This is a genomic window from Ruegeria sp. CDSA021, from assembly GCF_059612325.1.
In genome coordinates, this window is sequence record NZ_JBXWQJ010000001.1 from 122,107 (window position 1) to 133,747 (window position 11,641).

At 57.8% G+C, this 11,641-nt stretch carries 9 protein-coding genes; 7 read left to right on the forward strand and 2 right to left on the reverse strand.

Annotated elements, in window-relative coordinates:
- Nucleotides 1–9 precede the first annotated feature (9 nt).
- Genes hisD through AC2FLD_RS00580 form a run of 4 tightly spaced genes read left to right on the forward strand, consistent with a single transcriptional unit; the run spans nucleotide 10 to nucleotide 3,482 of the window.
- Nucleotides 10–1,317 (forward strand): histidinol dehydrogenase, encoded by a 1,308-nt coding sequence (hisD, locus tag AC2FLD_RS00565; RefSeq protein ID WP_496671187.1) that lies wholly within the window; start codon nucleotides 10–12, stop codon nucleotides 1,315–1,317.
- Nucleotides 1,310–2,071 (forward strand): SDR family NAD(P)-dependent oxidoreductase, encoded by a 762-nt coding sequence (locus tag AC2FLD_RS00570; RefSeq protein ID WP_496671184.1) that lies wholly within the window; start codon nucleotides 1,310–1,312, stop codon nucleotides 2,069–2,071. Before hisD ends, AC2FLD_RS00570 begins: the two co-directional genes overlap by 8 nt.
- Nucleotides 2,068–3,048, forward strand: coding sequence for an alcohol dehydrogenase catalytic domain-containing protein (locus AC2FLD_RS00575; protein ID WP_496671181.1), 981 nt, complete (start codon nucleotides 2,068–2,070; stop codon nucleotides 3,046–3,048). Before AC2FLD_RS00570 ends, AC2FLD_RS00575 begins: the two co-directional genes overlap by 4 nt.
- Nucleotides 3,049–3,071: 23 nt before the next feature.
- Nucleotides 3,072–3,482 (forward strand): universal stress protein, encoded by a 411-nt coding sequence (locus tag AC2FLD_RS00580; protein WP_496671178.1) that lies wholly within the window; start codon nucleotides 3,072–3,074, stop codon nucleotides 3,480–3,482.
- Between the two features lie 86 nt (nucleotides 3,483–3,568).
- On the opposite strand, the gene AC2FLD_RS00585 is transcribed toward AC2FLD_RS00580, so the two are convergent.
- A complete protein-coding gene (locus AC2FLD_RS00585; RefSeq protein WP_496726054.1) occupies nucleotides 3,569–5,617 on the reverse strand; it encodes an ASKHA domain-containing protein in 2,049 nt (682 codons plus the stop codon).
- A 206-nt stretch (nucleotides 5,618–5,823) separates the two neighbouring features.
- On the opposite strand from AC2FLD_RS00585, the gene guaB reads away from it, so the two are divergent.
- The 3 genes from guaB to AC2FLD_RS00600 all read left to right on the forward strand — a co-directional run bounded on the left by guaB (nucleotide 5,824) and on the right by AC2FLD_RS00600 (nucleotide 10,921).
- Nucleotides 5,824–7,272, forward strand: a complete 1,449-nt coding sequence (gene guaB / locus AC2FLD_RS00590) for an IMP dehydrogenase (RefSeq protein WP_050602521.1) — start codon at nucleotides 5,824–5,826, stop codon at nucleotides 7,270–7,272.
- A 90-nt stretch (nucleotides 7,273–7,362) separates the two neighbouring features.
- Entirely contained in the window at nucleotides 7,363–8,520 is a 1,158-nt protein-coding gene (locus tag AC2FLD_RS00595) for an RsmB/NOP family class I SAM-dependent RNA methyltransferase (RefSeq protein WP_496669979.1), read from the forward strand.
- 109 nt (nucleotides 8,521–8,629) lie between these two features.
- Nucleotides 8,630–10,921 (forward strand): ATP-binding protein, encoded by a 2,292-nt coding sequence (locus AC2FLD_RS00600; protein ID WP_496669978.1) that lies wholly within the window; start codon nucleotides 8,630–8,632, stop codon nucleotides 10,919–10,921.
- 5 nt (nucleotides 10,922–10,926) lie between these two features.
- On the opposite strand, the gene AC2FLD_RS00605 is transcribed toward AC2FLD_RS00600, so the two are convergent.
- Nucleotides 10,927–11,520 (reverse strand): sulfotransferase family 2 domain-containing protein, encoded by a 594-nt coding sequence (locus AC2FLD_RS00605; RefSeq protein ID WP_496669977.1) that lies wholly within the window; start codon nucleotides 11,518–11,520, stop codon nucleotides 10,927–10,929.
- Nucleotides 11,521–11,641: the final 121 nt, after the last annotated feature.

Here is an 11,641-nt window from a genome sequence, read left to right on the forward strand (position 1 = left end):
CTGTTGAACATGCCGCGTGACTATCTGAAAAAGGCAACCTTGACAGCGGAGTCTCATGCGACCGAGGTGCATGATACGGTCAAGACTATCCTGTCTGAAATCGAGACCGGAGGCGATGCCAAGGCATTGGAATACGCCGTCAAATTCGACAAGTTCGAAGGCAATGTCCTGATGACCCAGGACGAGATCGACGCCGCCATCGCCCTGGTGCCCGAGAAGTTGAAGGCCGATATCCGTTTTGCCCATGACAACGTACGCCGCTTTGCCGAGACGCAAAAGGCCACCGTGTCAGATGTCGAGACTGAGATCGTGCCCGGCGTTGTTGCAGGGCAAAAGGCTATCCCGGTTGATGCGGCGGGTTGCTATGTGCCCGGCGGGCGCTACAGCCATGTCGCCAGCGCGATCATGACGGTGACCACGGCCAAGGTGGCCGGGTGTCGCCACATCACCGCGTGCTCTCCACCCCGTCCGGGCGAAGGCGTGGCACCTGCGATCGTCTATGCTGCGCATATTTGCGGGGCCGACAGTATTCTGGCGATGGGCGGTGTGCAAGGCGTGGCCGCGATGACCTATGGCCTGTTTGGCCTGCCACGGGCGAATATCCTCGTGGGTCCCGGCAACCAGTTCGTGGCCGAGGCCAAGCGCATCCTCTACGGCAAGGTAGGCATCGACATGATCGCGGGGCCAACCGACAGCCTGATCCTGGCCGACAAAAGTGCTGATGCCCACGTGGTTGCAACCGATTTGGTCAGTCAGGCCGAACACGGATACAACTCGCCGGTTTGGCTGGTGACGGACGATCGCACTCTGGCTCAGAGCGTGATGGAACTGGTGCCGCAATTGATCGACGACCTGCCCGAGCTGAACAGGGAAAATGCCGCCGCCGCGTGGAGAGACTATGCCGAAGTGATCGTCTGCGGTGATCGCGAAGAAATGGCCGCTTGTTCCGATGACTACGCGCCCGAACACCTGACCGTTCAGGCCGAGGATCTCGACTGGTGGCTGGGCCGGTTGACTTGCTATGGTTCGCTGTTTCTGGGTGAAGAGACCACTGTGTCTTATGGCGACAAAGCCACCGGAACCAACCACGTTCTGCCGACCTCTGGTGCGGCCAGCTATACCGGCGGTCTGAGTGTCCATAAGTACATGAAGATCGTGACGTGGCAGCGCGCAACACGGGAGGGGTCCAAGCCCATTGCCATTGCAACAGCGCGGATTTCGCGGCTGGAAGGGATGGAGGGGCACGCGCGCGCCGCGGATGTGCGTCTGGCCAAGTATTTTCCCGATGAGCAGTTTGATCTGACCGCCGATGGATGACCCGCGCGCTTTGTTTGACCTGACGGGCAGGGTGGCCTGCGTCACCGGCGCAAGTTCGGGGCTGGGTCGGCGGGTTGCGCGCGCGCTTGCTGCCGCAGGCGCGCAGGTCGTTGGCGTAGCGCGGCGTGAAGATGCGTTGGTGCAGATGCGGGCCGAGATTGGGTCCGGGGCTGCTTCGGTGGTGGCCGATGTCGCGGACCGAGACGGGATCAATGGCCTGGTCGAGGCTGTGAATGCAAAGTTCGGCGCGCCTGACATTCTGGTCCATGCAGCCGGGATAAACACGCGCGAGGTCGCTGATGATGTAACACCAAACGGGTGGGATGCCACGCTGGCGCTGAACCTCAGCGCGCCTTTTTTTCTAAGCCAGGCCATGGTGCCCGCGATGAAGGTGAAAGGTTGGGGCCGCATTGTAAACTTCGCCTCGCTGCAAACAACGCGCGCTTTTCCCGGTGGTATCGCCTATGGCACGACGAAGGCGGGTATCGGGCAATTGACCCGAGCCATGGCCGAGGCATGGTCGCCTTATGGGATTACCGCCAACGCTGTTGGTCCCGGGTTCTTTCCCACTGAATTGACGCAGGCCGTTTTTGATGACCCCGAGCGTTCCAAGCGGAATGCCGCGCAAACCTGCATTGGGCGCAATGGTCGGATGCAGGACATAGATGGGCCGATCTTGTTTTTGTGCTCGCAAGCCTCTGACTATGTAACTGGACAAGTCTTGATGGTGGACGGAGGGTTTACAGCCAAATGAAAGCACTGGTGTACAAAGGCGTGGAGCAGATGGAATTCGGCGATGTCCCAAATTCCGTGCCTGACGCGTCTGAGCATTTGATCCGGGTCGAGGCCGCAGGTATCTGCGGATCGGACATGCACGCCTATCTCGGCCATGATGCGCGTCGTCCAGCCCCTTTGATCCTTGGCCACGAGGCCGCCGGGATGATTGTCGAAGGTTTACGCGCCGGAGATCGAGTGACGATCAATCCGCTGGTGAGCTGCGGTCAATGTCCAGCCTGCGTCGCGGGCCGGGAAAACCTGTGCCCCGAACGTCAAATCATCTCGATGCCGCCGCGGGAAGGGGCCTTTGCGCAGTTTGTCTCGATGCCGGACAGAAATCTGGTTGTTGTACCAGATCATGTCTCGTTCGCCAAAGCCGCTTTGGCGGAACCACTGGCCGTTAGCTGGCACGCGGTACGGCTGGGACTTGAGTCGTTGCATCCGGCGATGTCCCGTAAGGCCCTGGTCATTGGTGGAGGCGCGATTGGATTGGCCGCTGCACTGGCCTTGCGCGCGATGGGGGCCGATGATGTCACCATCACGGAACCCAATGCTTTGCGAAGATCGCATTTGCAGCGCATTGAAGATTTTGAAGTCACGGACGCCGCGATAGGGAACTATTCGCTTGTCATTGATGCCGTGGGGTATGCGGCCACGCGATCTGTTGCATCTGCCGTTGCGGATCCCGGCGGCGTGATTGTTCATGTTGGCCTGGGCGAAGATACCGGCGGTTTGGACGTGCGCCGCATGACCTTGCAGGAAATCACCTTCATCGGCTCGTATACCTATACCGCGCAGGATTTCCGCCAGACTGCCGACGCTATCTTTGACGGGCGGCTTGGCGCGTTGGACTGGCTAGAGGAGCGTGCCTTGGCAGATGGCGCACAGGCATTTCGTGATATCCGCTCTGGTACTGTGGCCGCTCCTAAGATTATCCTGAGACCCTGGGCATAGCCCCGCCACATTTGGAGGCCTCTATGTATAAGAAAGTCCTTGTTCCGATGGCCTTGGATCATGGCCTATCGCAACACACGCTGGATGTTGCGCGCGCACTGACGGAAAACGAAGCCGAGATCATAGCTTTGCACGTTTACGAGATGCCACATGGGTCGGTCAGCGCCTTTCTGGACAAATCCGTTGTTGCCGAAGGGTTTGATCGTGCGCGACTGACCTTGCTGAAAAAGGTCGAAGGGTTGTCGGGGGTTAAACCCGTGATCGTCAAAGGTCACACAGCCCGAACAATCATCGATTATGCAGTCGACAATGAAGTGGATTGCGTTGTCATCGGTTCTCACAAACCGGGGCTGAGCGACTATTTTCTTGGATCGACAGCTTCACGTGTTGTCCGTCACGCACCTTGCGCCGTTCACGTGCATCGAAGGCAATAGCGGTTTCCGCGCTTAAAGATCCAAGGATACCGAAAAGAAATGATGGAACGACCCGGAGAGGACTCCCGGGTCGTTCCATTTCTTGGTTAGCCGCGACGCCTGCGACGACGTCCGCCGCCCCCTTCGGTTTCGCCCCCCCCGGTGTTGAAGCTGGGACGGGGCAACGTGACAACCTGTGCCAGTTCCGGGAACGGATCAGTTTTATGCGGGATTGCGTTGGCCGCGACGAAGTGATCCTGGAACTTGGGTTCGATGGCGGTTTCGATTTTCGTGATCTCGCGCACCACGCGTTCAATCTCGGACCGTGCGCCGATATTGCACAGTGCAATACGCGCACCAGTCCCTGCGGCGTTTCCTGCGCTTGAGACCTTGTCCAGAGGCGCATCCGGGATCATCCCCAGAACCATTGCGTGTTTGGTCGAGATATGCGCCCCGAACGCGCCGGCCAGAACCACACGGTCCACGCGGTCGACATCCATCTCATCCATCAGCAGGCGCGCACCGGCATAGAGCGCCGATTTCGCAAGTTGGATGGCGCGAATGTCGCCCTGGGTGACCGTGATGCGCGGGCCGCCTTCGGCGCTGGAATCGTGGATAAGATAGGCATTGGTGCGGCCTTCGGGGACGCAGCGCGCGGTTCCGGTCTGCTCGGCCGAGCCAATCAATCCGCTTTCGTCCAGCAATCCGGCGATACGCATTTCGGCCACGGCCTCGATGATACCGGAACCGCAGATGCCGGTGATGCCCGTGGTGGCGATGTCGAGGTCAAACCCGTCCTCATCCGACCATTTCTCGGACCCGATCACGCTGAAGCGGGGTTCTTTTGTGACAGGGTCAATCTCAATCCGCTCGATGGCGCCAGGCGCGGCGCGTTGGCCGGAACTGATCTGAGCACCTTCAAACGCTGGCCCGGTGGGCGAGGAACAGGCCAGAACACGGCTGGTGTTGCCCAGCAGGATTTCCGCATTGGTGCCGACGTCCACAATCAACACCAGATCCTCGGATTTGCCTGGCTCTTCCGACAGCGCTACAGCGGCACAATCCGCACCCACGTGGCCTGCGATGCAGGGCAGTATATAGACCTGCGCACGGGGGTTCATGGTGGTCAGATCCATTTCCCGCGCGGGCAGGGACATGCTTTCCGAAGTGGCCAGAGCAAAAGGTGCTTGCCCCAATTCGACCGGATCCAGACCCAACAGCAAATGGTGCATGACCGGGTTACAGACAAACACGGTTTCCACGATCAGTGCAGCGTCGATCTCGGCCTCTTCAGCGATTGAAGTGGTCAGGTCGTTGATCGCCTCGCGCACGGCCCTGGTCATCTCATGATCGCCGCCCGGGTTCATCATCGAATATGAAACACGGCTCATCAGGTCTTCGCCAAACCGGATTTGCGGGTTCATCAGACCCGACGACGCCTTGACCTCACCCGTTTCAAGATCGGTCAGGTGGGCCGCAATGGTGGTCGAACCGAGGTCGATCGCCAGACCATAAAGCCCACCTTCATGCAGGCCGGGCCAGATTTCGACAATGCGGGCGACGTTGTCGTTGTGACCTTTGTGAACGGCCACCGTGACCTCCCACTTCCCCTTGCGCAGAACCGGTTGCAGCTTGGTCAACAGCGACAGATCTGCTGTGATAGCCTCGATCTGCCATTGTTCGCGCAGGGCACGTTCCAACCGCTCCAGATCACCGGTGGGTGAGTGCATGTCGGGTTCTTCGACGACCACAAAATACAGGCGTGTCGCGGGATCCATGGTGATGGCGCGGGCCGCCGCGGCTTTGCGCACAACCTGACGGTGCACTTGGCTTTCGGGCGGGACGTCTATCACCACATCGCCCTGAACCGACGCCTGACATCCCAGACGACGACCCGGTTTCAGGCCACGCTTATCGTCATAGCGCTGTTCAACCGCGTTCCATTCGCTCAGCGCGTTTTCGGACACAGTGACGCCATGCTTGGGAAACTCGCCATAGCTTGGGGTGATCTGACACTTGGAGCAGATTCCACGCCCGCCGCAGACCGAATCCAGATCCACGCCCAATTGGCGGGCCGCGGTCAATATCGGGGTGCCGACGGGAAAATGCCCGCGTTTGCCAGAGGGCGTAAAGACGACAAGAGGGTCGGTGGTCATTAGTGACATACCTTTTCATATTCGCGCGTATGTGGCGCAAGATATGATGTTGAGCAAAAAGGGAAAGGGCTATCAGCGGCACGATTTGCTCGGCTTGCGGCGTTTTCTGCGCTACCATAGCCCAGAGTTGCGTTGGGGGGCTTTCCCTTTGGTTCAATCCATGCGATAGCGTCGCCGTCAAACGGGCTTTTGCATGGGGTTATCAGATGCAGATTCGTGAGGCACTCACCTTTGACGACGTTCTCCTGGTTCCGGGCGCATCTTCTGTGCTTCCGGCGACGGCGGATACCACCACGCGTGTGACGCGTGAAATCACCATGAACATCCCGCTGCTGAGCTCAGCTATGGATACCGTGACCGAAGCCCGAATGGCCATCGCCATGGCACAAGCAGGTGGCATCGGGGTCATTCACAAGAACCTTTCGGTTGAAGAGCAAGCCCGTGAAGTGCGGCGGGTCAAGCGGTTTGAATCGGGTATCGTTTACAACCCGGTGACGTTGCGCGCAGATCAGACGCTGGCGGATGCACAGGCTTTGGTGGAACGCTATAACTTCACCGGCTTCCCCGTCGTGGATGCGGAAGGTCGTGTCGTGGGTATTGTGACCAACCGGGACATGCGTTTTGCGACTTCGGACGACACACCGATCAAAGCGATGATGACCGCTGACAATCTGGCCATGCTGCAAGAGCCGGCTGATCTGGAAGAAGCAAAAAGCCTGATGCGGGCCAGACGCATCGAAAAACTGCTTGTGGTAGACCGCCAAGGGAAACTGACCGGTCTTTTGACCTTGAAGGACACAGAACAGGCCGTCCTGAACCCAACCGCTTGCAAGGACCGGCTTGGTCGTTTGCGCGTGGCTGCCGCGACGTCGGTGGGTGATGCGGGCTTTGAGCGGTCCGAACAACTGGTGGATTCCGGTGTCGACATCATTGTGGTCGATACGGCCCATGGCCATTCTCGGGGCGTTCTGGACGCGGTTACACGCGCCAAAACCCTGTCGAACGAGGTCCAGATCATCGCAGGAAACGTTGCCACGGCTGAGGCCACCAAGGCGCTGATCGATGCTGGAGCTGATGCAATCAAGGTGGGCATCGGCCCGGGTTCGATCTGTACCACACGGATGGTGGCGGGCGTGGGTGTACCTCAGTTGACGGCAATCGGAGATTGCGCCGCCGCTGCAGGTGACGTTCCGGTCATCGCGGATGGTGGCATCAAGTTCTCAGGCGATTTTGCCAAGGCGATCGCCGCGGGGGCATCCTGCGCCATGGTCGGTTCGATGATCGCGGGCACCGATGAAAGCCCGGGCGAAGTGATCCTGTATCAGGGTCGGTCGTTCAAGTCCTATCGGGGTATGGGCAGCCTGGGCGCCATGGCGCGCGGGTCGGCGGACCGGTACTTTCAGAAGGACGCGGCCAACGACAAGCTGGTGCCCGAAGGCATTGAAGGGCAAGTGCCCTACAAAGGATCGGCCAGCGCCGTGATCCACCAACTTGTGGGCGGTTTGCGGGCTGCGATGGGCTATACCGGCTGTGCGACTGTCGAAGAGATGCGCAAAAACTGCCATTTCGTCAAAATTACCGGCGCGGGCCTGAAGGAAAGCCACGTGCATGACGTTCAGATCACCCGCGAAAGCCCAAATTACAGGGGGATGTGAGAACTCGAGAACCATATACGGCGCTCGAATACGGGCGTCGTTTACGTTTGAAACGGCAAACGGGCTGTTTCGTTACAAGGTACATTTGCAATGACACCCGCCGCCCGCGTTCAGGCATCTATAGAAATTCTGGATGAGATTTTGACCGGAGCTCCGGTGGAAAAGGCGTTGACCGGTTGGGCGCGGCGCAGCCGGTTTGCAGGCTCCAAAGATCGCGCGGCCGTACGGGACCATGTTTTCGATGCGTTGCGATGCAGACGGTCATATGCGGCGCTTGGTGGAAGCAATAGCGGTCGCGGATTGATGATCGGAGCGATCCGTGCCTCTGACGCGGATCCGGCCGGTTTGTTCACCGGCGACGGCCATGCGCCATTGCCGGTGCAGGATGCAGAGGCAGCGCTGGGTTTTGAAACCGAAGCGGAAAGGTTCGACATCCCGGAATGGCTGTGGCCGCGTTTTACCCAGTCTCTGGGCGGCGAAGCGGTGCCATGCGCACAGGCATTGCAGGGTCGGGCAGCCGTTCACCTGCGAGTCAATCTTTTGAAATCGGATGTCGCTAAGGCATCTGAGGCGTTGAAAGCCGAGGGGATTATCGCCCGTCCAACCTCTGTGTGCCACACGGCGCTAGAGGTCACGGAAGGCGCGCGACGCATCGCACAAAGCCGGGCCTATGCCGAGGGGCTGGTCGAACTTCAGGATGCCGCGAGTCAGGCTGTCGTCTCAGCGCTGGAGCTAAAGCCGGGAATGCGTGTCCTGGATTATTGCGCAGGCGGTGGTGGCAAGGCACTTGCGCTTGCAGCGAATAAGAGCATCAATGTCTTTGCGCATGACGTAAATCAGGGGCGCATGAAAGACATTCCGATCCGAGCGGAACGGGCAGGGGCCAGAATAACTGTTCTGAACAGTTCAGATCTTGCGGGTTTAGCACCTTTTGATGTGGTTTTGGCGGATGCGCCTTGTTCGGGCAGCGGATCATGGCGGCGAGCGCCTGCTGGAAAATGGGCGTTGACCGAGGAACGTCTGACAGAACTCACGCGCATTCAATCCGGTATTCTTAAGGAAATCGCGCCTTTTGTTCGTGCGGGAGGCGTATTGGCCTATGCGACTTGTTCGGTTCTCGACGATGAAAACAGCGCAGTTGTCACGCGATTTTTGGCTCAGCATTCGGGTTGGACTGAAACCTTCCGGAAATCATGGCCGGTTACTGGAAAGTCGGACGGGTTTTTCACGTCACACCTGACATCTTAAGACATTGGCGAAAGCAACCCAGGGTAGATTGGCGCTTGTCGAAATCCGTTAAGCGTGCGTTAACCTATTTAGCCTCTACTGCTGCCACCTTTTCGTCTGAGCCTATTTTATGTCTGACACTGCCGTATTTGTTCGAGATCCTTCCCTAGCCAACCTGCCATCAGCCACACGCATCGGTTCACTTTTGTGTCTTGCGTTTCTGATCATTTTGACACCGATGACGGGCATTCTGTCGTCGGACTGGAACGCGGGTCTGACAGTTGCAGGCATATCCCTGCTTGTTGTGGCGATCTGCGTCGCGATCAAGGTACATATGGCCAATGCCACCGCACAAAACAATGTGGCGGTCATGAGTGCTTTTGCGGAACACCAAGATGCTCCGTTTGTGGTCGCCAACACATTCGGGGAAGTTCTGACCGCCAACGCGCGGGCCAAGAAAAGGTTCGGGGCAGTACAAGGTGTTCCGCTGACCTTGTGTTTGCGATCCACGTTTTCGAACCCTCAGGCGGTTTTGTTGAGGTTGCAATCTCAAGTTCAATCAAACGGGCGTGCGTTTGAAGAGTTTCCGAACGGCGGAAATACATTGTCCGTGACCGCGTTTCGGCTAAGCGCTGATGTATTTTACTGGCGCTTTCAGGAAGGAGAGGCAGCTGTCAATGCAGAGCTGAGCATACCAGTACTGACAATTGGGCAAAGGGGTGAAATCCAACACGCAAATTTGGCCGCCACGCGCATGTTCGGCAACGCACCCAACAATATTCCGGACATCTTCTGTGGGGAAGTTCCCGTGAACGGGTCCGTAAACACTGTCCGATCTCGTGATGGGGTGGTGTCAGTCGCAGTGGCAGACCTGTCGCAAACCGGGACCAAACGATGTCTGGGGTTGGTCCCGCTGCCGAAACCCGCCGTGTCAGAGGCCGGGACATCTTTTGCAGATCTTCCGGTTCCAATTCTGAACCTGTCGACAGATGGTACGATCCTCGACACCAACAGATTGGCCGCGAAACTGCTTGGGAAGGATACGCTGAAAGGCACCAATATCGACCAAGTCATGCGGGGACTGCGCATACCTATTCCAGACTGGTTGGCGCGCACAGCGTCTGAAGAGGACGTCCAACGCACGGAGTTTCTGCAGCTGATCCGAGACGAAAAAGAGGTCTTTGTTCAGGTCACGTTAAGCAAAGTCGTTTCAGACGGCAAAGCGGGGCTGATTGCTGTATTGAATGACGCCACCGAACTGAAAACGCTGGAGGGTCAGTTCGTTCAGGGTCAAAAGATGCAGGCTGTGGGCCAATTGGCCGGGGGTGTGGCGCATGATTTCAACAAACTGCTCACGGCAATCTCGGGTCACTGCGATTTGCTCTTGCTGCGGCATGATCAAAATGACCCGGATTACGGCGATCTCGTTCAGATCAATCAGAACGCAAATCGCGCGGCCGCACTTGTCAGCCAGCTTTTGGCGTTTTCCCTCAAGCAGACCCTAAGACCCGAGGTGCTGGATCTGCGAGATACGATCTCGGACCTGATTCACCTGTTGAACCGGCTGGTCGGTGAGAAAGTTCAACTGACGCTGAGCCACGATCCGGTATTGAAACCGGTGCGCGCCGACAAGCGCCAATTGGAGCAGGTGCTGATGAACCTGGTCGTCAATGCCCGCGACGCGATGGCGGACGGCGGCGAGATCCGCATTGAAACCGGGGTTGTGAATCTATCGCAACCGTTCAGCCGCGATCGGGCAACTGTGCAACCGGGTGAATATGTGACAGTCCGGGTTGTCGACAGTGGAACGGGCATCCCAGCGGACAAGCTGCAGAAAGTGTTTGAACCGTTTTATACAACCAAGCGCACGGGTGAGGGCACCGGGCTCGGGCTGTCCACGGTTTATGGCATCGTGAAGCAAACGGGCGGCTTCATCTTTGTAGACAGCGTTGTGGGGCGCGGCACTGAATTCACCGTCTTTTTGCCCGTTTGCGTGACCGCAGCCGAGGTTGAGGTCGATACGCCAAAGCAACCTGAAACGCATAACGCGCGGCAAGGGGAAGGGGTGGTGCTTTTGGTCGAAGACGAAGCTCCGGTCCGCGCCTTTGCGACGCGCGCCTTGCGCTTGAAGGGGTATACCGTGCTTGAAGCAGACTCGGCGGAAGAGGCGCTGAAACTGCTTGAGGATCCAGCGTTGAATGTCGATGTCTTTGTCACTGACGTGGTGATGCCGGGCATGGACGGTCCGACCTGGGTGCGCGAAGCGCAAAAAACACGCCCGGGTGCCCGCGTGGTCTTTGTGTCTGGGTACACCGAAGGGGCGTTCGGAGATTCGGGGCCGGATATCGCCAACTCCACCTTCCTGCCGAAACCCTTTTCGCTTAATCAATTGACAGAAGCAGTGTTCCAACAGCTGAATTGACGGGCTCAGAGGGCCGCATCATAGAGCGCAAATTCCGCCGCGTGAGTCTCCCGGAACTGCACCTCGGTCTCTGGCGATAGGCTAAGATCTTTAAGGGGGGATACGTTTTCCTGCTGTAACGCGATCTGCGTGTTCAGACGGGTTTGCAGGAAATCCAGGATCTTGTCCTGATGATCGTATTTAAAAGTATGGATCGTCCCGGTGCTCTTGCTGCGAATTTGAAAAAACTTGCTCTGGCTGCCGACATCGGCAAAGTCGGGGCGCGGCGACTGCATGTAGGCTTGAACAAACCCATCAAAACTCATGTCGCGAGTGGAACGGGGATGACCCTGCAAATCGTCGCGGCCGCGAAAACGATACCAACTGCCCAGCCAGTCTATCGGTTCACGCACGATGGCTATGATTTCCATTTCGGTGTGGCAGACTTTTTGAAAAATATTCTGAAAAAACCGATCATATCGGCGCACGGTGGCATGTTTCAATTCGGGCGGATGGGTCACGACAAGATCGGCCCGGTCGCGCAACGCTGTGTGATACGCCGTGCTGCCGGTTTTGGGAACCGCAAGAAAAGCCAGGCGTTCTTCATAAAAAACAAGCATATATCGCGTTCCGCTTCGACCTGATCCTTTTGGCAGATTGTCGTAAACGACTCTTTAACACAATTGCAGAAGAGTGAGTCTTGTAAGTTTTAGTTGAAATGTTCTCTTTTTGGTCCCATAA

What these genes read in the sequence shown, in the direction of transcription:
- hisD (WP_496671187.1), top strand. Translation starts at nt 10, where the DNA reads ATGCCGCGTGACTATCTGAAAAAGGCAACCTTGACAGCGGAGTCTCAT.
- AC2FLD_RS00570 (WP_496671184.1), top strand. Translation starts at nt 1,310, where the DNA reads ATGGATGACCCGCGCGCTTTGTTTGACCTGACGGGCAGGGTGGCCTGC.
- AC2FLD_RS00575 (WP_496671181.1), top strand. Translation starts at nt 2,068, where the DNA reads ATGAAAGCACTGGTGTACAAAGGCGTGGAGCAGATGGAATTCGGCGAT.
- AC2FLD_RS00580 (WP_496671178.1), top strand. Translation starts at nt 3,072, where the DNA reads ATGTATAAGAAAGTCCTTGTTCCGATGGCCTTGGATCATGGCCTATCG.
- AC2FLD_RS00585 (WP_496726054.1), bottom strand. Translation starts at nt 5,617, where the DNA reads ATGACCACCGACCCTCTTGTCGTCTTTACGCCCTCTGGCAAACGCGGG.
- guaB (WP_050602521.1), top strand. Translation starts at nt 5,824, where the DNA reads ATGCAGATTCGTGAGGCACTCACCTTTGACGACGTTCTCCTGGTTCCG.
- AC2FLD_RS00595 (WP_496669979.1), top strand. Translation starts at nt 7,363, where the DNA reads ATGACACCCGCCGCCCGCGTTCAGGCATCTATAGAAATTCTGGATGAG.
- AC2FLD_RS00600 (WP_496669978.1), top strand. Translation starts at nt 8,630, where the DNA reads ATGTCTGACACTGCCGTATTTGTTCGAGATCCTTCCCTAGCCAACCTG.
- AC2FLD_RS00605 (WP_496669977.1), bottom strand. Translation starts at nt 11,520, where the DNA reads ATGCTTGTTTTTTATGAAGAACGCCTGGCTTTTCTTGCGGTTCCCAAA.